Source organism: Candidatus Bathyarchaeota archaeon (assembly GCA_026014735.1).
In the GTDB taxonomy this organism is placed as follows: Archaea; Thermoproteota; Bathyarchaeia; order Bathyarchaeales; family Bathycorpusculaceae; genus Bathycorpusculum.
On the sequence record JAOZHT010000001.1, the window covers coordinates 578965 to 596403 of the forward strand.

The 17439-nt window shown below is 51.2% G+C and carries 23 protein-coding genes and 1 tRNA gene; 9 read left to right on the top strand and 15 right to left on the bottom strand.

The window, feature by feature from the left end; all coding sequences use genetic code 11:
- Positions 1–74: 74 nt before the first annotated feature.
- Positions 75–569, top strand: a complete 495-nt coding sequence (locus NWE93_03015; protein ID MCW3999189.1) for a hypothetical protein — start codon at positions 75–77, stop codon at positions 567–569.
- A 299-nt stretch (positions 570–868) separates the two neighbouring features.
- On the opposite strand, the gene NWE93_03020 is transcribed toward NWE93_03015, so the two are convergent.
- Positions 869–1048 carry a hypothetical protein gene (locus NWE93_03020; protein ID MCW3999190.1) on the bottom strand — a complete coding sequence of 60 codons (180 nt, stop codon included), beginning with the start codon at positions 1046–1048 and terminating at the stop codon, positions 869–871.
- Positions 1049–1140: 92 nt separating this feature from the next.
- Positions 1141–1938, bottom strand: coding sequence for a hypothetical protein (locus tag NWE93_03025; protein MCW3999191.1), 798 nt, complete (start codon positions 1936–1938; stop codon positions 1141–1143).
- 283 nt (positions 1939–2221) lie between these two features.
- Here NWE93_03025 and NWE93_03030 point away from each other — a divergent pair, with 283 nt between their 5' ends.
- Together NWE93_03030 and NWE93_03035 are read left to right on the top strand one after the other, a co-directional pair.
- Entirely contained in the window at positions 2222–3157 is a 936-nt protein-coding gene (locus NWE93_03030) for a helix-turn-helix domain-containing protein (protein MCW3999192.1), read from the top strand.
- A 61-nt stretch (positions 3158–3218) separates the two neighbouring features.
- Positions 3219–3782, top strand: a complete 564-nt coding sequence (locus tag NWE93_03035; GenBank protein ID MCW3999193.1) for a cohesin domain-containing protein — start codon at positions 3219–3221, stop codon at positions 3780–3782.
- Between the two features lie 80 nt (positions 3783–3862).
- On the opposite strand, the gene NWE93_03040 is transcribed toward NWE93_03035, so the two are convergent.
- Positions 3863–4034, bottom strand: a tRNA-Trp gene (locus NWE93_03040).
- Positions 4035–4283: 249 nt separating this feature from the next.
- Here NWE93_03040 and NWE93_03045 point away from each other — a divergent pair.
- Positions 4284–5276, top strand: coding sequence for a S1C family serine protease (locus NWE93_03045; protein MCW3999194.1), 993 nt, complete (start codon positions 4284–4286; stop codon positions 5274–5276).
- A gap of 116 nt (positions 5277–5392) precedes the next feature.
- Here NWE93_03045 and NWE93_03050 read toward each other — a convergent pair whose 3' ends face one another.
- Genes NWE93_03050 through NWE93_03065 form a run of 4 tightly spaced genes read right to left on the bottom strand, consistent with a single transcriptional unit; the run spans position 5393 to position 8285 of the window.
- Positions 5393–5662, bottom strand: a complete 270-nt coding sequence (locus NWE93_03050; GenBank protein ID MCW3999195.1) for a hypothetical protein — start codon at positions 5660–5662, stop codon at positions 5393–5395.
- Positions 5663–5717: 55 nt separating this feature from the next.
- A complete protein-coding gene (locus NWE93_03055) occupies positions 5718–7313 on the bottom strand; it encodes a formylmethanofuran dehydrogenase subunit B (GenBank protein ID MCW3999196.1) in 1596 nt (531 codons plus the stop codon).
- Positions 7314–7315: 2 nt separating this feature from the next.
- Positions 7316–7444: a hypothetical protein gene (locus NWE93_03060; protein MCW3999197.1), complete on the bottom strand. Its 129-nt coding sequence runs from the start codon at positions 7442–7444 to the stop codon at positions 7316–7318.
- Positions 7445–7499: 55 nt separating this feature from the next.
- Positions 7500–8285: a polysaccharide deacetylase family protein gene (locus NWE93_03065; protein ID MCW3999198.1), complete on the bottom strand. Its 786-nt coding sequence runs from the start codon at positions 8283–8285 to the stop codon at positions 7500–7502.
- Between the two features lie 329 nt (positions 8286–8614).
- Between NWE93_03065 and NWE93_03070 the strand changes: the two genes are divergently transcribed.
- Positions 8615–9355, top strand: a complete 741-nt coding sequence (locus NWE93_03070) for a DedA family protein (GenBank protein ID MCW3999199.1) — start codon at positions 8615–8617, stop codon at positions 9353–9355.
- Here the strand turns inward: NWE93_03070 and NWE93_03075 are convergent.
- On the bottom strand, positions 9348–10373 hold the full coding sequence (locus tag NWE93_03075; GenBank protein MCW3999200.1) for a DUF362 domain-containing protein: 1026 nt from the start codon (positions 10371–10373) through the stop codon (positions 9348–9350). The two genes, NWE93_03070 and NWE93_03075, sit on opposite strands and share 8 nt — an antisense overlap.
- Positions 10374–10502: 129 nt before the next feature.
- On the opposite strand from NWE93_03075, the gene NWE93_03080 reads away from it, so the two are divergent.
- Positions 10503–10922, top strand: coding sequence for a hypothetical protein (locus NWE93_03080; GenBank protein MCW3999201.1), 420 nt, complete (start codon positions 10503–10505; stop codon positions 10920–10922).
- Here the strand turns inward: NWE93_03080 and NWE93_03085 are convergent.
- The 7 genes from NWE93_03085 to NWE93_03115 all read right to left on the bottom strand — a co-directional run bounded on the left by NWE93_03085 (position 10919) and on the right by NWE93_03115 (position 14624).
- The gene (locus tag NWE93_03085; protein MCW3999202.1) at positions 10919–11092 is read right to left on the bottom strand and encodes a hypothetical protein; all 174 of its coding nucleotides are present in this window, start codon (positions 11090–11092) and stop codon (positions 10919–10921) included. The genes NWE93_03080 and NWE93_03085 overlap by 4 nt on opposite strands.
- Before the next feature lie 131 nt (positions 11093–11223).
- The gene (locus tag NWE93_03090; protein ID MCW3999203.1) at positions 11224–11508 is read right to left on the bottom strand and encodes a hypothetical protein; all 285 of its coding nucleotides are present in this window, start codon (positions 11506–11508) and stop codon (positions 11224–11226) included.
- Between the two features lie 40 nt (positions 11509–11548).
- Positions 11549–11965 carry an OsmC family protein gene (locus tag NWE93_03095; protein ID MCW3999204.1) on the bottom strand — a complete coding sequence of 139 codons (417 nt, stop codon included), beginning with the start codon at positions 11963–11965 and terminating at the stop codon, positions 11549–11551.
- A gap of 67 nt (positions 11966–12032) precedes the next feature.
- Positions 12033–12911 carry a P-loop NTPase gene (locus NWE93_03100; GenBank protein MCW3999205.1) on the bottom strand — a complete coding sequence of 293 codons (879 nt, stop codon included), beginning with the start codon at positions 12909–12911 and terminating at the stop codon, positions 12033–12035.
- Positions 12908–13744, bottom strand: a complete 837-nt coding sequence (locus NWE93_03105) for an ATP-binding protein (GenBank protein ID MCW3999206.1) — start codon at positions 13742–13744, stop codon at positions 12908–12910. The genes NWE93_03100 and NWE93_03105 overlap by 4 nt, the downstream gene beginning before the upstream one ends.
- A gap of 83 nt (positions 13745–13827) precedes the next feature.
- Positions 13828–14199, bottom strand: coding sequence for a NifB/NifX family molybdenum-iron cluster-binding protein (locus NWE93_03110; protein MCW3999207.1), 372 nt, complete (start codon positions 14197–14199; stop codon positions 13828–13830).
- Positions 14200–14246: 47 nt separating this feature from the next.
- On the bottom strand, positions 14247–14624 hold the full coding sequence (locus tag NWE93_03115; protein ID MCW3999208.1) for a NifB/NifX family molybdenum-iron cluster-binding protein: 378 nt from the start codon (positions 14622–14624) through the stop codon (positions 14247–14249).
- A gap of 129 nt (positions 14625–14753) precedes the next feature.
- Here NWE93_03115 and NWE93_03120 point away from each other — a divergent pair, with 129 nt between their 5' ends.
- Genes NWE93_03120 through NWE93_03130 form a run of 3 tightly spaced genes read left to right on the top strand, consistent with a single transcriptional unit; the run spans position 14754 to position 17430 of the window.
- A complete protein-coding gene (locus NWE93_03120) occupies positions 14754–15323 on the top strand; it encodes an Lrp/AsnC family transcriptional regulator (protein ID MCW3999209.1) in 570 nt (189 codons plus the stop codon).
- A 9-nt stretch (positions 15324–15332) separates the two neighbouring features.
- Positions 15333–16316, top strand: coding sequence for an MBL fold metallo-hydrolase (locus NWE93_03125; protein MCW3999210.1), 984 nt, complete (start codon positions 15333–15335; stop codon positions 16314–16316).
- A 52-nt stretch (positions 16317–16368) separates the two neighbouring features.
- Positions 16369–17430: a radical SAM protein gene (locus NWE93_03130; GenBank protein ID MCW3999211.1), complete on the top strand. Its 1062-nt coding sequence runs from the start codon at positions 16369–16371 to the stop codon at positions 17428–17430.
- The last annotated feature ends 9 nt before the right edge of the window (positions 17431–17439 follow it).

Here is a 17439-nt window from a genome sequence, read left to right on the forward strand (position 1 = left end):
TTGGGTATTTACCAGAAATATTTATATTATGTAGCGATACTTAATACACACTACAGGTTTAAGGTCTGCTAACCATGAAGCCAACTACCCGACCAATACGCTACCTAAGAAAAAACGCAGCCATAAGTACACCTATCGGCAACTTGATAATACTGCTGGCAACCGTGGTTCTCTCCACCACCGTGGTGCTATTCGCCATCAACGTCACCTCCAACCAGGTCCAAAAAGAAAGCCTCTTCATCGCCGACGTCACCTTGACAACCGAGCAGGCGCAAATCACCATCGAAAACACGGGACCCACATCGATCAGGGTTTCCCAGGTTACCATAAAAGGAGAAAAATTCAGCAACTACACCAGCTCCCCTGAAATCGGCGCCGGCCTAGCCAAAGGCAACTCCACCACATTAACCGTCACCTTGCCCGCCGAACTCATCACCATCAACGACGTAGGTCGCCCCATCACCATAGTAATCACCACCACCCAAAACACCTACTTCACCGAAACCCTCGTCCAAGCCTCACTTGCCGACACCATACAGGATAACCCGACTCCAACGCCGGCTCCGTAAGTCTAACAACCGGCTTCGCTTCCTTTTTCTCAATCATTCGGGCACGGCGTTGTTGGGTGCACACACAAGCTGCGTTGCTGTTGCTTCCACAGGTCTATCCCCCCTCTATTTATAGGAAAAAAGCGTAAGACGTTGCTGCTCCACCCACCTCTATCCCCTTATAAATAGACAAACGGAGTGTGCTATCTGGCGAAGTCTCAACCTGCCTTAAGTAACGTGATGGGCAATTTTTCGTGGGGCACTGCTGGTTTAGGCTTTGAGCATGACTTGGGATGGGTTGGTTTGGTTTATCCTTGGTGTTAGGGTCGGACGCATTCGGCTTTTGGTCTATATGGCCGTTTGGTGGTTCTTCTGCGGTGATGGTGCTCACATTCGTTGACGCGTGTAAGCATCCAGCCGTTGTCCTGGTAGATGCAGCCGCAGGGCAACTTGACTTCCTTGCCAGCATCGGGCGCAATAGAGGATTTTTTTTGGCTCATGCATCGCCAGCCTAACAGTGTTCATGCAAGCTTACAGTATTAACTTAACGATAAATTTTAAAATAAAAATAGAGGAAAAAAATGGTGCGTTTTTACACGTTAGCTGCTACTGTTGAGATATCAGCGACGTCCACGCGGTAGTTGTTGTTGAAGTCCATGTCCATGTTGTAGTTGCCCCAGCCGGGCATGGCACCATAGCATTTGCCTACTGCTTTGATGTCTGCGGTTGTGACTATGCTGCTGGTCGCGTCGTCAGTTACCTTAAAAGGGTTATGCCATCCTCTTGTTATGGTACGATAAACTGAGCCTGTTAGGTCATTCATGCCATCGAGGCTTAGAGTGAATTTGTTGTCTGCGATTGTTAATGTGCCGCTGACTCTTTGGATTTGGCTGTCCTGGTCTCGGTGGACACGAACAACTGTTCCGTTCTCGTCAGTTACGACGGTGACTTGTGAGGTTATGTTTGCCACAGCCCACGTGCCCTGAATGGAGTAGGTTAATGGGTCAGTGTTAACGTCGGTTACCGAAACGTTGGCTAAGCGTGCAACATAGTAGGAGTATGTGAAGTTTTCTTTGCTTCTAACGGATTGAATTGGTCTGGAATCGTTTTCTGTCCAGATGGCGGTTGCGGCCGCGAAGTGGTTTGTGTTGTTGCTTTTTAGCGTGGCTGTCCGGGCTTGCGTTTGCAGGACGCCTCCAACTTGGGTGTCTCCCCATTGGTCAATGACGCCGTTTAGTTTAAGCCAGCTTGCAGAGGCAACTTTGTCGATTATTTTCTGCTTTACTTGGTCGATTGGTCTGGCTGCTGCGTATTCGACTGTGAGGGCTAGGCTGCTTACGAGGAGGACTGCAATGACTGCGAGTATAAGGGGTTTGGTTTTTTTACTCATTTTTTCACCTGATTTCTAATCACCCTTAATATGGAGAGAAAATAAAAGTGTTTCTGAGCTTGTTTTTCGAAAATAGCTTTAATTATCGTTCAATTTTGTTCATAACCGTTCAGTTGCGTCCAAATCAATAAAAGGCCGCGTTAAGTGTCTTTATAATCGACAAGCCGCCAGAAGTCCCGTCCCCACAGTTCCAAAGCCAAACCCTTATCCTTCAGCCGCGCGAAGGGAAAGCCTTAAAGTAGCATGGGGCAAAATAGAGCAAAGCAGCCAAAGGAGAACCCGCATGAGCAACCATCGCATAGCCACCTGCATAATCGCAGCCGCCCTACTGCTAACGCTGGTCCCTCTATATGCAGCCAAAGGCCAAGAGTACTACGAGTACAGCATCCAGTTACAAAGTGACGGCTCCGCCTACTGGACTATAACCCAGTTCTCCAGCGCCAACGCCACCGTCGAAACCTGGGAAGGCCTGCAGCAGAAAATCTTCACTCTTGTAGATGACGCCTCAGCGCTTACCCACCGGGATTTTGATGTAGATGAAAATTCTCTGCAGATAAACACCACCCTCTCGTTTGATTCCAAAACCACCGAGTACTCTTTTCTGTGGAGGAATTTTAGCGTAAAAGAAGGCGACCGCCTGGTATTCGGTGACGTCTTTGAAGTGCCTAACTTCTTCATTCGCCTCTTCGGAGATGCCTCCCTGCAAGCCACCTGCCCTGAAGGCTACACTGTGCAATCCGTCTATCCCACGCCCCGCGAGCAAACCGACCGCGCCCTAAAGTGGGCACGAACCCAAGACCTCGCAGGCGCCGACACCAAAGTGGTCCTAACCAAAAAAACTGGCGCAGCCGATACGGGCTCATTCGGAGGTGGCTTATTGGCGGTTGGGGCTTTGGCAGCTGGGTTAGTTGTTGCATTTCTGGTTTTCCGTCGGTACAGGCAACGCCTAAGCAGCGTAACCGCAGCGGCTGTGTCGTCTTCAGAGCCTTCAGCGCCTTACCTAATCGAAAGTGAGGCGGATAAGATTCTGCGACTGCTCCGGGGACAGGGCGGCGTGATGCGGCAATCTGATATTGCTGAGAAAACTCGCTTCTCGAAGGCTAAGACAAGTCAGCTTCTCTCTGAGATGGAGAGCCAGGGTATTCTGGCAAGGTATAAGAAGGGGCGAGATAAGATAGTGACGCTAAGTGAAGGGAGAAAAGGCGAAAAAAATGACTAGAACGTGTGTTTGTAGGCTTTTACTTTCATTTCTTCTATTATCCCTTATATCGTTATGTTTAGTGCTCTCTGTCTCAGCGGAGTCGACAGCGGTGAAGGCACAGGCTTCCCAAAGCCAACTCCATGTCGGCGACACTTTAACAGTTACCCTAAAAGTGAACAATGCCCAAGATCTCTACGGAATAGACGTTACCTTAACCTGGAACCCGCAGGTGCTCCAGATACAAAACGCAACCCCGATGCTGGGCGTTGAATCCAATCCCGACGGTGTCCTCCATGAATCAGGCACTTACCCCATCGATGTCGAAGATAACAGTCAATCTGCTGGGCAATATCATCTGCTGGCAACCTCCACAGGCTCAAATACGCCTTCGTTTAGCGGCAGCGGAACCATAGCCACCGTAACCTTCAACGTTACCAGCGCCGGCGATGCGGGTCTGCAGTTGGATGCGGAGCTTGCCGTACGCGGCTCCGATGGAAGCGTAAATTTAGCTGAACCCTCAACCTCGGTGGATTCAGTTGCGGTTATGGTGCCCGAGTTCCCCGTGGTTGCTTTAGTTTTAGGTCTGTTGGTTGCAGCAACAGCCACAGTGGGTCTGGCCACAAGACTTCAAAAGCGCAAATAAGCGTTTAATTTATCTAAAAATGGCTTTTAAATCTCGCTTTATTACGTTTTTGAGGCGATCGGATAATGGTCAAAAGGAATTGGTGGGGCCGACCGGATTTGAACCGATGACCTTTACCCAAGACGACGCAATGTCTGTCTTTGCGGGTTTCTCTAAGACAGCTCCAGAGATTCGTCATCCTCCACTGGAGTCAGCAAACCCGAGATTTGCTTTCTGGAGCCCGCCGTCTTAGCCTGTCTGGACTACGACCCCACCTAAGCCCCAAAAATAAACAAACAGGTATTAAAAGAATATGGCGTCCAAAGCAACATGGCCTTTGTTGGCAAGAAAAAGATGTTGTCTAAGTTGCCGTGCAGTCCCTCAAATCAGCCGGCTCTGCCGTGTGGTATCATTGAATTTGGGTACAATTCTGTGTATTTCTGGATGCAATGTTGGAAAATCCCTTAATTAGAATTCGCCTAAGAAGCAATTAACCCAAACCAATTGATGGGAGATACAACCATGGAACAACAAACACAAACCGAAAACGAGAACTCGCCGATTCAGCCCTTGACAAACCTACAGGTGCCCCCACCTCCACCCGAACAGCCCACTTTGCAATCAGCATCCGCTGGTTACCCGCCGCCTCCACCCCATCAAAACCACCCCAAACGATCCCGCAGAAATGTCCTGGCAACGGTTCTGATAGTGGCCATGTTAGCAACCAGCCTTGTCAGCGCCGCAGCCATCTACAGTGTAATCAGTTTAAACGTGGAGGTAACTTCGCTTCAAAACCAGATAAAAACGCTGCAATCCGCCTTGAACTCCGGTGGCACAACCTCCGCCAGCTACGTGGATAGCAGCGCCGATCTCTCCGCGTTATATGACGCAGTAGAAGACTCGGTTGTCACGATTGATTGCACCATAACCCAATACTACACTAATCCCTTTAGTCGCCAGCAGCAGAGCATAACCGCGCAAGCGCAAGGCTCAGGTTTCATCTACGACTACAACGGCCAAATGGTCATAATCACCAACAACCACGTAATCGAAGGCGCAACCACAATCGAGGTTACATTCGCAGACGGCAACACCTACACCGCAAAAGTCCTCGGCACCGACGCAGCCACTGATCTAGCAGTCCTCTCAACTAACGCCCCAGCAAGCGCATACGACCCCCTCGACATCATCAGTTCATCCGCCGTAAGCGTAGGCGACTCAGTCGTAGCCATCGGCAGCCCCTATGGCCTCTCCGGAACCATGACCACAGGCATCATCAGCGCACTTAACCGCACCATAACCGTCAGCGAATCCAGCAGCACAGCCACATCCCAAATCACCGGGCTCCTCCAGACCAGCGCGCCCATAAACAGCGGCAACTCAGGCGGACCACTCATGACCTACAGCGGCAAAGTCATCGGCATAACCACCGCAATCGTCAGCAACTCCGACGGACTCGGATTCGCAGTGCCATCCGACGCAATCCTATCCTTCCTCGATCAGGTGCTTGCATAACACAGAGATTGACGCCCTGCTTTCCCCACTTCTTTTTCCATTTTTGTTCAAGGATTTTATGATCCCTTAAAACGCCAACCTGCGGCTTTTTGACCAATTGATGCTTATGAGTCTGCTTAGAGCAGAAGCCCAGATAAAATCCTGTCCAACTCAGCCCTATCTTTGACGCCGCGAAAGATTACTCTGCCACTTACAAAAAGCCGAAACGTCACAGACTCGAACTCGAGCTCAAACATGTAATTAGAAAAGCTCCGCTTCAGAGTGCATCTCGCCAAAATGGTTGAGGTGGCAAGGTCTTTGGTGTCTTCTCGAAGGATCACAACTAATTCGGTTTCTCCACCGCATACGCCATGTATGACTTTGATGAATTCCGTAAGGGTGGACATTTAGGGTCACTTTAAGAGGCATCAACGGTGATGCGCACGTTATCGGCACGGAAGGTTAATTCGGTGTTTTTCGCTTAACACTTCTTGTGGCGGGCACTTCGAGTAGCTGCTTTTCCTTCGGTTTTTCTGTTTGGGGTTCAGCTTTGGCTGCTTCCGATTTGGCTTTTTCGGCTTTGATCAAGCGCACCTCAGTGAGAATCCTTGAAAGAATCTGCTCATCGTTAAGTATGCCTTTAGGTGCATCCACGACTTTGCGCAGCATAATAGGCACAGTATCCATGCGGTAAACGGTGCCTTCGTATTCGATGCCGCACCACTGCGTTGGAAACAACACATCCCCCACCATAGACGTCGCGTTCATGTCTGGGTTAATGACTATGAGGGGATGCTGAAGCATTTTCTGCATCGAAACCTTGGGGAAATGCGCGCCGGGGTCTGAGCCAATCACCAGGGTTGCGTCGTTGTCGCCGTTTTTGAGTAAATCTATGGTTGTGTATTCGCCGGGGTTGTATTGGGGGTAGCCCTGCGAGAAGTCGATGGCATACGGGTAGCCTGTGCGCCAGGTAAAGGCCACGTTGGCGCCGGTGATGTTGAAGTGGCCCCTCATGGGCATGATGACAAATTTGGTTCTCCGATTCAAGTCCCGAACCATCTTGATAGCTAGCTCTATGTTCCTGAACCTGCCCGCGGATGCTGTTAAACCTAACCCAAAAAAGATTGCGCCGAACTCGCAGTTCACCATCAAATCCGCGATTTCCTTTAGGTAATCCACGGGGACGCCGCCGACTTTATCCACATCGATTTCTTGGTCGTTGATAAGGCACCGCAGCACCTCCATGATTTCATAGTCCCTGTTAGGTTCAACCGCAACATAGTAGTCTGCGGCTTCAGCCGTCATGGTTTTAATCGGGTCAAAAACAATCAATTTACGCCCCGCCTTGTTAAGAAGCTGCGGCGGAGCATCAACGGTGCATGTTTGTGGCTGCGGTAAAACCTCTTCGCGGATAATTCGTTTAGCGGCCACCTCCATCTTTTTGCGGCTGGCCTTGCCTTTTACTTTTTGCATGTAGCTCTTCCATCCGCTTCCCTCAAAGCGTCCCTCTGGAAACGCAGTGTAACGTTCCACGTGACGCGGATGGGATGCCCAGGGGTTGCTGCCCCAGTAAACAATCAAGTCCGCGCGGTGCCTAACCTGCCCCAGTGTGCATCCGGGTATGCCGGCTTCCTGAGTCGCCATCATCGAGGGTCCATGACAGATGCTGCAAACGTTATCTAGAGTGGACCCTAACTCTTCGGCTAACTCTACGCCGATGCCCTGTGCTTCGCCAGTGCAGCATTCCCAGCCGAACAGCAGCGGGTACTTGGCGTCGGTGAGGATTTGGGCGGCTTTTTTGACGGCTTCATCCATCGGGACCTCAACCAACCTGCCGTTTTTGCGTATAAGAGGCTTGGTGATGCGTTCGCTTTTGTAGCCGTGGACCATTTTTGCTTCGCAGACTGCGCATCCGTTTTTCATCTTGACGATTTCGTTGTTTTCCACGGTGACTTCTAAATCGTCGCATACGCAGCCGCAGATGGGGCAGACGACTGATTTGATGATTTGTGAGGGGGTTTTTTTGGTGGTTGGGTTGGGTTTGTGGGCGTTAGGCATGTTTATCCAATATCAAAAAAATAAATAGATTGTATTAAATTTTTTGATAAGCTATGCATTTTAACCCCATCAACAACACCGCAAACCGCACTGCCCAAAACCAGTAACCCAAAAAAGGCAAGCACAAACATCTAAGCCCCGCCCAAGGCACCATCAAAACAACCGCGCGAGGTAGCGGCCATGTCCTTACTGTGGCTTTAGAAACTGCTCACTGACCGTCCGCACCACGTACCCGTTGTCTTTTAGGAACTGCATCTGCGCCTCAAACGCAGCCAACGATACCGCGTTGTCTTGGCTGTCGCCGACTTTGTGGTAGAACAGTACGGTGACATCGTTGCCGGCTGTACCCTCAAGGTAACCGGCGAACTCTTCCAGGGTGGTGGCTTGGTAGATGCTGTAGGATTCCACATTGTACCTATCCAACGTGTAGAGGTCGCATTTGCCCCAATCCGTACCCCTTGCCAGCAAATAATACTGCGCCACCGCCGCCCGAACAGTATCGTTGGTTGCCGCTTCACCATACGGATAAATCAGCACATCCGCCGCGTAGCCGTGGCTGCGCAGGGTTTCTTGGCTGCCTGCCAGCTCCGCCTGCAAAGTGGCGCTATCGGTGGCTGAGAGGTTGCAGTGGGTCTGGGTGTGGCTGACTATGTCGTTGCCTTTGCCTGCGAGCTCTCGAATTTGTGCCCAATCTAGGTAGGCGGGGTACCCCACGTAGGAGGTGATGATGGCGTAGGTGGCTTTATAGTTGTACTTGTCGAGGATGGCTGCGGCGTCAAGGTGGCTTTTCCAGCCGTCGTCGAAGGCTATGCAGACAACCTTCTGATCAGCCTCAGGCACTGTGGGCCCGTAGACCTGCGTGGGCGGGGCGGGAGCAAAAAGGGCATCCATATCGGCGGTTATCGTGTATGTCAGCGCCGCAAAAAAGCAGACCAGTACAATTATCAATATGGCGGTGCCCTTGTTCTTCACTTGTTTCTCTCTCCTCTCTACAGCTTAGTGAGGGTTCTCATGCAAGATATTGTTTTTTAGCAAATCTGCTTCGCTTGTTTTGAGAGAAAAAATTCGCAGGCTTGCCAAGCCAACTTGGCAGAGCTGTTTTCCCAGCTAAGCTTGGCTCTATGTTTCTTAGGTTGGGGTGAGGTTTCTATCGGCTTTATCCACGCGGTGGATACCCTTGATTATTTCCACAGAGTATCTTCAATTCTTTATGCTGCTTTAGGATATTTTGAATGTTCTGCGGCGGATTTATCGTTGGAGTTAAATGCCTGTTTATCAATAGCTAAAGCGGTTATGCCTAGTTGCTTTCGAGTCCAAACCTCAAAAGGTACGCTCCAATCCTAATTTGCTTAGCCATTGGCATAATTCTGGTGGCCTACGTGGTCTTGGAGGTTTTGGCGGATTCCTCAAATCACTCCGGCGGAGTATCACTGACACGTACGGTTGCATCTTGGGGATACAGCGGCGTCTTCTCTTTGATGCTGCTTGAAGCCAGCTCACTGCCCATCCCCAGCGAAATCATCTTACCCTTCGCAGGTTACCTTGTCTCAAGCGGGCACCTAGACTTCATCCTCACCTTGCTTGTCGCGACAGTAGCTGCCCTAGCCGGCTCATTAATCGATTACTACATTGGATTAAAAGGCGTGGAAGCCCTCACCAAGTACCGACTTTTGGGCAGAGCCGTCTTCTCTGAGAGCCAACTCAAAGTAGCCGCCAACTACTTCTACCGCTATGGCGCAGTTATGGTTTTTGTGGGCAGACTAATCCCCGTGGTACGCACCCTGATTTCTTTCCCCGCGGGCGCCGTGAAAATGCCCCTTGCCAAGTTTGTCGGCTACACTCTTGCCGGATGCCTCATCTGGAACAGTCTACTCATCTATGTGGGCTTCTATTTGGGGGGTAAATGGCATGAAGTCTCAGATTTCTCCCACTACATTGTCATAGCTGTTGCGGTGGCTGCGGTAGGGGTGTTTGTGTGGTATCTGCTTTGGAGAAGAAACAAAAGACGAAGGGCTCAAGAAGCCATAAAATATGTCACTTGAGCAAATCGATTCGGGGCGCATCTTCGCCTGATAACCCCAATGCCTTTGCCTCAGAAACCTGCACCATACAATCAACCTGTGACGCTTTGTTAAAAACTTCCATGTCTATCGAGTGCAGAAAAGCAGCGTCGATGGAGACCGCTGAATCCGAAGCAAAAACCCCCACGTCATGCTGCACCCTTGCGCCGGGGTTAGGCAGGCAATCGCAGCCCTCAGAGATGTCCTTGGCGAAGCTCACATAGGAAACCTTTTCCGGATTAAACGTCGAGAGCACACCGTATGCGGCTGAAGCGAGTGCCCGGCAGAGGTTTTCTTTATCGGTGAAGCGGATGGCGTTGGTGGGGCAGGCATCTATGCAGACGGGGCAGCGCATGCACTTACTGGAGGTGTTATGTGCTTTGCCCTCGATGATTTCTGGGATGCCGAAGGCGCAGGCTTCTCTGCATTTGCCGCAGCCAGTGCATTTGGAGAGGTCGATTTCCAAGCCGATGGCACGGTGCTGACGCAGCTTCCCTGCATGCGGCGTGCAGCCCATCGCCACGTTTTTTATGGCTCCGCCAAAGCCGCTCAGTTCATGTCCTTTGCAGTGGGAAACAACAATCATGGCGTCGGCCTCAGCGATGGCCCCTGAAACCTCGATTTCGCCGAGGACCCCTTTGGTTTTTACGGTTCGATAGTTTTCGCTCCGCAAGCCGTCTGCGACGATGAAGGGCGCGATGTTAAAGCCATTCATCAAGGCTGTATGCATGTGGTCGACGGCGTTGTGGCGCTGCGCTAAATAGTAGGTGTTAGAATCAGTCAAGAAGGGTTTGCCGCCCTGCTCTTTGATGCGGCGTACGATGTCGTGGATAAAGAAGGGCTGTACATAGTAGGGGTTGCCTAACTCGCCCACATGCAGCTTAACAGCGACTAAATCACCTTTTTCGATGCCGCTAAACGTCTGTGCTTTGTCATAGAGGCGGCTGGCTTCTTCAAGCAGGTTACGGCTGGTATCCCACGGTAAAAGATGAACAGTCATCGGATTTCCTCTTATTGATATCTAGCAGGCATAAAAACTATAAAAGCAGTGCCCCTGCCCATCTTTTCAGCCAACAAAACAGAAATAAGCGCCCAAACCCCTCTGATAAGCAGTGAAGGTTTTTCTGTTATGTATGATGGATACGTGTTTTTCTGTACAAAAGCCAGCCAACAGCAGTGCCTAAGCTCGAAGCATTACAGCTGCGCTGAAGACCAGCCTAAACCCGAGGGGGAAATCAAGGAGGGCTCAGTGATTTTCCTCTATAACACCGACGACAGAACCCTGCTTGGGCCATTCACCGCCCTCACCGAGGGCGCAACCGAGCTTGACGCTGGCACCTGGGCTATGGATGTTGATGAGCATGTTCCCTCTGAAGACCTCAAAGTCACATGGGAAGAGCTGCATGTAATCAAAAACGCCCCCGCTGAGCTGCCCTTTTTATCTACGCCTAAAACATGCAGGCTCTCCACCCTGGAGACCCAGCGGGTTTTAGATCTGCTAAAGCAGGGCGAACTCTACTTAACCGCCAAGGAAAAACAAGAGCCTTAGCCTTGGGTGAACCTTTTTGCGTCCAACCCCACGATTTTGTGGCAGTTTAGGCACCTGGTGAAAGTAAACTCTAACCCGTTTAAGACATCGAAACGCTTCTCAGTGTACCGTTGGGTTTTTTCATGTTTACAATTGAGTTGCTTAACGAAGTATACGCTGTCCTCGCTCATGTTCCCTTCTCCACTCTACCGATGAAGGGATTGGTTAAAAAAACTATTGGAAAAAAACAGGTTTACCCCTGCATCAACATAATGAGCAGCAAAAACCAGCTAGCCCTTGATTTTCTCTGGGAAAATGCCTCTTACAGCGTCTTGGCTATTTCGCTGAAAGGCACCACTTCCCGAAGCTCCACCTTCATGGGACCGAAAAAGTCAGATACGGCCTTGGCGCTCTCGCCGTCAACGATAAAGAACCCCTTATGTTCAACGCTTTCATCTTTAGGGCAGCTAACGTATGCGCCCTCGATTTTCATGCCTGCTTTCCTCACGTTCTCCTCTGAGAATAACTGCTTCACCATAGCTTTTCCCTGCTCAGTTTTTAATGGACACTGCGCTGCGGGGTGAGTATGCACTGCTACAAACAACAAAACATTCACCTCCTACAAAAATAAAAAAGGATAACACAGCTTATTCTGTGATGTCTACTTCTACTTTAACAGGGGTTTGTTCCTGGTAGATAAAGAATACGGGGCAGCTGGCTTCGGTTCGGCGCCAAGCAGCCTCTACGAGGGCTCTGCGTGCTTTGGCAGCGATTTTTACTTTCATGGTGACGTTTGCGATTTTGGGTGAGTCAGGGACTTTTTCAGCTTCAACCTTGACTTCGATGTCGCCGGGGTCAATTTTGCTGTTCTTGCACACGTCTGCGTAGATAATGACGCCGCAGCCTGCCAGAGACATCAAGGCAAGCTCCAGCGGGGTTGGACCCGCGTTTGTTCCACCTGAAGCTTCAGGCAAATCGCAGATTACGTTGTGTCCACGGCCATTCTCTGCTATTAAGCGGGTGTTTTCAAGAAGTTTTGCTCTTCCCTTGATGATTTTTGCCAAAATATATTCCTCAATAACTTTTGGTTACTAGATGATTTTAAGGTTGCTTTCGGGGTTTAGACGGGCCTTAGCTGATTTTGGGCAGATAGGGATTGGATGCCATCTTATCCCAGATTGCACGTATTGCTTTGGCCGCCCCGCTGTCGGGTGCATACTCCACGATGGTTTCTCCGTGGACCATGGCCTCAGTGACTTGTGGGTCAAAGGGGATTCTGCCCACCGCTTCCACGGCATGCCCGCGGCAGAACTGCTCGATTTTCTGGGTGTTCTGCAGGTTTATGTCGTACATGTTCACGCAGACGTAGGCGGGGACTTTAAAGTGCGCCAGCAGCTGAAGGCCACGGTCGAGGTCATGTATGCCTGATAGCGTGGGTTCCGTGACGATTAGGGCTGCGTCGACTCCTGAGATGGAGGCGATGACTGGGCAACCGATGCCGGGGGAACCGTCGATTATGACCCTTTCGATGCCTTCTTTTTGCGCTGTGACTTTAGCGTTTTGCCTCACCAGCGTTACGAGTTTGCCCGAGTTGGCTTCGCCTGGAAAAAGCATGGCATGAGACATGAAGCCCTGAGCAATCCTTGAGAAGTAAGCGTGACCCGCGATACGGTCTACCAAAGAAATCGCTTTCGAGGGGCAGACAAGGGTGCATACGCCGCATCCTTCACAGGCTACCGCATCGATTTCTGAGGCATCGGTTACGGCGTCAAATCGGCATGCTTGCTTGCAGGCGCCGCAGCTGATGCATTTGGCTTTATCGATTAAGGCTACTTTTGAGCCGCTGAAACTCTGGGTTTCCATGACTTTTGGATGCAACAGCATATGCAGGTCGGGCGCGTCCACATCGCAGTCCGCCACCACCGCCTTCTTTGCCAGGACCGCAAAGCAGGCTGTCAGCGAGGTTTTTCCTGTGCCGCCCTTGCCGCTTAGAACAGTGAGCTGCTTCATTGCTGCGTCAGCTCCCGTATCTGGTTGTAGAGTGCTTGGAACTTGTTTTTCCACTGCGGCATTTCGGCGCTGAAGGGGATCCCATTTGAATATAACTCGGCGATTCTGCGATCATAAGGAATCTCCAAAAGGATGGGGATATCCTGGTCTTTGCAGTACTGATAAATTTTGGTGTCGCCGATGCCTGCGCGGTTAACCACCACTCCCATGGGTACAGCCATTTTCCTGAGCACCTCAACCGCGATTGAGAGGTCATGGAGCCCAAACGGCGTAGGCTCCGTAACGAGGAGACAGAAATCGCTGCTCCTGACCGTCTCCACAAAGCTGCATGAGGTTCCCGGCGGCGAATCCACGATGGCATCCTGGTTCTTGTCGATTTGCCTCTTTACGGCTTTGATGACTGGAACCGCCAAGGGCTTGCCTACCTCGAGTTCACCGTAAATTAGCGATAAATCACCAGCCACATCAAAATGCATTGTTCCGATGCGGTGTTGCTCTTCTAGGATGGCTTTCTGGGGGCAGATCCTGATGCAGCCGCCGCAGCTATGGCAGAGCTCTTGGAAAACTAGGGTTTTTTCTTTGGTTGTAAACAGGGCGTTGTAGCGGCAGAATTTAGAGCAGGCTCCACAGTGGCTGCATAGCGCTTCGTTTATGATAGGGACTGCTGCGTGGACCGGCTGAGTCCTTATTTGAGTTGAATGTAAAAGTAGGTGCGCGTTTGGTTCCTCGACGTCGCAATCTAAGAACTGCACGCAGCCCACGCCGAGCGCCATGTTCACCGCTACGGATGTTTTGCCTGTGCCTCCTTTGCCGCTAGCAACTGTTACAATCATACCATTCACCATACCTTATTTTTTTTAAGAAAAGAGGAAGCCCCTGCGGGGTGAGATGCGTTTTTTCATACGTCTGCGTCTCTCTAATGGTGGTGTGCGTCCGGGCAGCCTTCGCTTAGCTCTTCAAGTTTGCCCTGCATGTATGCGTCTACGACTTCTTTGACGGTTGCGCCTACTGCCTTGAGGACCTCGATGCCTGAACTCTGGAAAGCCATGATTCCCCGTGGTCCCATGCCATAGACTATAACTGCCTTGGGCTGCAGTCTGGTGAGGGTGTCATGCGGAGAACCTGTTCCTCCAACGTGTTCGCTGGTGTTGGTGACTGCCATAACCATAGTTACTTTGCCTCCTTCAAGGTCGACGACGGTGAAGTAGGGCGCGCGTCCGAAATGCTGTGCGAGCGGTGCATTTATGCCATCGTGGGTTTCTGTTGGGATGATTATTTTTTCGGTCATTTCTTCACCTCCCAGGGTTCCAAGTCAGTTTGATGAGCGTTGATATTTTATTCCTCCCGTCTGATACCGCCACTGTGTTCGCCGACGGTGGCGGAATTTGCTTTCCTGAGCTGCCCCGCCTTAAATTTGGCAAGTACCTCTCCTATGCTGCCGGTAGCTTCGATGTAGATTTCGATGCCTGCGGCGCGTAGCGCTCTAAAAGCGTTGGGTCCAACGTTGCCGGTTATCAGCGCCTTTGCGCCTCTGTTTGCTATGGTTTGGGCTGCTTGTATTCCTGCTCCGCCGCCTGCCGATGCTGCCATGTTGGGGAGGGCTTCGTATTGATGGGTTTCTGTGTCGATGATTAGGAGGTAGGGGCATCTGCCGAAGCGGGGGTCAAGTTGGCCTTGTGGGCTGTTTGTTGTTGAGGTTAGACAGATCTTCATGTGCTGGTTTTCCTGTTACGGTTTGCGCGGTTGCGGGTGTTTTTCTCTACCGCGGAATTATGGAAAGTTTAATAACTAAAAAATATTAATATGTTTGGTTTAGAAACTAAACAGCATGCGTGTTTCCCCATGGATGAAACCGACAAGAAAATAATCACCCAGCTCCAAGCCGACGGACGAACAACCCTCCAAGAAATCGCCCAAAACATCGGACTCACCAGCATGGGCGCCAAAAAACGCCTCCAAAAACTCCAAAAAAACGGAACCATAAAAGTCACCGCCCTCATCAACCCCAACGCCCTCCAACTTCACCCCGCCCTAGTCATGCTGGAAATGGAAAGCGCCGAAGCCATGCAGAACCTGCTTGACCGCTTCAAAGAGTGCCCCCGAGTCGTGCAGATATTCAAAACCATCGGCGGCTACAACCTCATCGCGCTGGTCGTGGCTGAAAACAAAGAAACCCTCGAAAGCATCTCGATGGAGAAGTGCTCTCTACGGTGTAGCCAGGGCATACGGCGCTCCGAGTTCTATCCCGTCACTGACACTTTCTTTTCTCCTTTTCTGCAGATCCGTGAGGGGCTCACGCATAAACATAACAAACGTGCCCCCTGCAACGTTGAATGCGACCCCTGCAGGCGCTTTGAAACCAAGAAATGCGTTGGCTGCCCCACAACTGACCATTACCGCGGTACCCTCTGAGGCAGGCATATGGCAACAAATCCCCCTTTGAAAGCAGCCCAAAAAATCGAAGTCATCAGCCTAATGGATAACACCATCGATTTCCTATCCAGCAGCAGCAAACCTGAGGTGGTGCTTCTGTGGCGTTGGACCCAGCGTAGCCAGCCGCAGCTTCCAATCGCCGAGCATGGCTTCTCAGTGCTGGTGCGGGTTCACCTTGACGGGGAAGTTTCCACAGTGCTTTTTGATGCGGGCATGAGTGCGGAGGGCGTGGTTTTGAATGCGCAGCGTATGGGCGTAGATTTAACGACGGTGGATTGGGTGGTGCTCTCGCATGGGCACTACGATCACTTCGGCGGGTTATCCTCTGCGCTTAACGCCATCGGCAAGCAGAATTTGCCTTTAATCACCCATGACTACATGTTTAGGCCCCGTGGAACCGCGTCGGCATCGGGCACCGTGCGGGTGAATCTGCCGTTTCCAAGCCCCAGCCAGCTTGCCTCAGCCAAAATCATAAACACTACACAGCCCTACCTCATCGCAAATGGCGGCGTCTGCGTTACAGGAGAAATTCCAAGAGTCACCCGCTTTGAGATCGGTTACCCGCCTAATAGGGTGCAAGTACACGGCAAATGGATCCCTGACCCCGATATCCTTGATGACCGCGCTTTGGTGCTTCATCTGGCGGGGAAGGGGCTGGTGATTATTTCGGGGTGCGCGCACGCCGGCATCGTAAACACCGTGCGCTATGCACAGAAAATCAGCGGAGAGTCGAAGGTTTATGGGGTTTTAGGCGGTTTCCATTTAGCTGGAAAAGAGAACGAGCGGCGAATAGAAGCCACCATCGAGGAGTTCCGATGCTTCAGCCCCGAGTTGATTGCGCCTTGCCACTGCACTGGGTGGCGTGCGGTGCAGGCGTTTGCCCGCGAGTTCCCCGAGGCGTTTGCCCAAAACAGTGTGGGTCATCTTTATCGAGTAAATGGAGAAAAAACATGTACAAATGTAAAGTGTTAAATACCGATTCCCCTGCATTCAGAGGTAGCCAACGGCAACAGGAGACAAACTCGTGACAAAGAAAGGTCCCCTACTAATCGTTCCATGGCGCTGCACCTTTGCCTGCGATAGCAACTGTGCCCACTGCACCTCAGCAAAGAAACAAGCTTTTCCCGATGAAATAAACACCCAGACGGCCAAACAACTCGTCGATCAAGTCAGCGAGTTCGGCGCCAGCTTCTTTGGCGTCACTGGCGGGCAGCCGTTTCTGCGTAAAGACCTCTTTGAAGTGCTCGACTACGCCACCAGCCTGGGGTTAAACACCAGCATCATAACCGACGGGCGCATGCTGGATGAGAAAGCAATCAAGAACATCATTAAAAACAAAACTAAAATCTCCGTCAGCATAGACGGCGCCGAGCAAACCAACGATGCCATCCGTGGTAAAGGCGCCTACGCCGCCGCGATTAAGGCCATTGAAAGTTTTGCAAAGGCAGATTTGCTTAATGTTTTAGTCTATACTTTCGCTAACGCCGGCGATGTCACCAACGCCAACGAGGCCGATATGGTGCATGTGATTGAACTCGCCAAGAAATACGGGGCCCGCTGGGTGGTCTTCCATGGCTTTATCCCCTACAGCAGCGATGCCAGCAGCCTAAAAGCGGACCTTACGCCTGCACAGTATGAGTGGGCATGCAACAAACTCTACGATTTAACCCAGAAATACGATGGCAACCCCGGCATAAACGTCTACATTCCCTTCTACGCGCGGGTCGTCAAGCAGCGGGGCATGATTGACTTCGAAGGCTGGTACAACAGCTTCTTTTTAGGCCGCTGCTTCTTTGGCAAATTCATGAGTATAGCCGAAAACGGCGACGTCATCCCCTGCAGCTACAACGACGTCTACCACATCGGCAACATCAAAAACCGCCCCATCAAACAGATATGGCAAGACCTGCAGGACAGCGCCTTCTTTAACAAAGTCCAGGACAAAAATAACCTTAAGGGCAAATGCGGCGTCTGCGAATACAACGACATCTGCGGCGGATGCCGGTCTGCGGCGCTCTTCTACACCGGCGACATCTTCGGCTCGGACCCACGATGCGGCTATGTGCCACAGTCACTGCGGAAATAAAGCCTCCCC

What these genes read in the sequence shown, in the direction of transcription:
- NWE93_03120 (MCW3999209.1), top strand. Translation starts at nt 14,754, where the DNA reads ATGGATGAAACCGACAAGAAAATAATCACCCAGCTCCAAGCCGACGGA.
- NWE93_03030 (MCW3999192.1), top strand. Translation starts at nt 2,222, where the DNA reads ATGAGCAACCATCGCATAGCCACCTGCATAATCGCAGCCGCCCTACTG.
- NWE93_03050 (MCW3999195.1), bottom strand. Translation starts at nt 5,662, where the DNA reads ATGTCCACCCTTACGGAATTCATCAAAGTCATACATGGCGTATGCGGT.
- NWE93_03110 (MCW3999207.1), bottom strand. Translation starts at nt 14,199, where the DNA reads ATGACCGAAAAAATAATCATCCCAACAGAAACCCACGATGGCATAAAT.
- NWE93_03085 (MCW3999202.1), bottom strand. Translation starts at nt 11,092, where the DNA reads ATGAGCGAGGACAGCGTATACTTCGTTAAGCAACTCAATTGTAAACAT.
- NWE93_03100 (MCW3999205.1), bottom strand. Translation starts at nt 12,911, where the DNA reads ATGAAGCAGCTCACTGTTCTAAGCGGCAAGGGCGGCACAGGAAAAACC.
- NWE93_03080 (MCW3999201.1), top strand. Translation starts at nt 10,503, where the DNA reads ATGTATGATGGATACGTGTTTTTCTGTACAAAAGCCAGCCAACAGCAG.
- NWE93_03105 (MCW3999206.1), bottom strand. Translation starts at nt 13,744, where the DNA reads ATGATTGTAACAGTTGCTAGCGGCAAAGGAGGCACAGGCAAAACATCC.
- NWE93_03055 (MCW3999196.1), bottom strand. Translation starts at nt 7,313, where the DNA reads ATGCCTAACGCCCACAAACCCAACCCAACCACCAAAAAAACCCCCTCA.
- NWE93_03115 (MCW3999208.1), bottom strand. Translation starts at nt 14,624, where the DNA reads ATGAAGATCTGTCTAACCTCAACAACAAACAGCCCACAAGGCCAACTT.
- NWE93_03125 (MCW3999210.1), top strand. Translation starts at nt 15,333, where the DNA reads ATGGCAACAAATCCCCCTTTGAAAGCAGCCCAAAAAATCGAAGTCATC.
- NWE93_03015 (MCW3999189.1), top strand. Translation starts at nt 75, where the DNA reads ATGAAGCCAACTACCCGACCAATACGCTACCTAAGAAAAAACGCAGCC.
- NWE93_03045 (MCW3999194.1), top strand. Translation starts at nt 4,284, where the DNA reads ATGGAACAACAAACACAAACCGAAAACGAGAACTCGCCGATTCAGCCC.
- NWE93_03075 (MCW3999200.1), bottom strand. Translation starts at nt 10,373, where the DNA reads ATGACTGTTCATCTTTTACCGTGGGATACCAGCCGTAACCTGCTTGAA.
- NWE93_03020 (MCW3999190.1), bottom strand. Translation starts at nt 1,048, where the DNA reads ATGAGCCAAAAAAAATCCTCTATTGCGCCCGATGCTGGCAAGGAAGTC.
- NWE93_03060 (MCW3999197.1), bottom strand. Translation starts at nt 7,444, where the DNA reads ATGTTTGTGCTTGCCTTTTTTGGGTTACTGGTTTTGGGCAGTGCGGTT.
- NWE93_03025 (MCW3999191.1), bottom strand. Translation starts at nt 1,938, where the DNA reads ATGAGTAAAAAAACCAAACCCCTTATACTCGCAGTCATTGCAGTCCTC.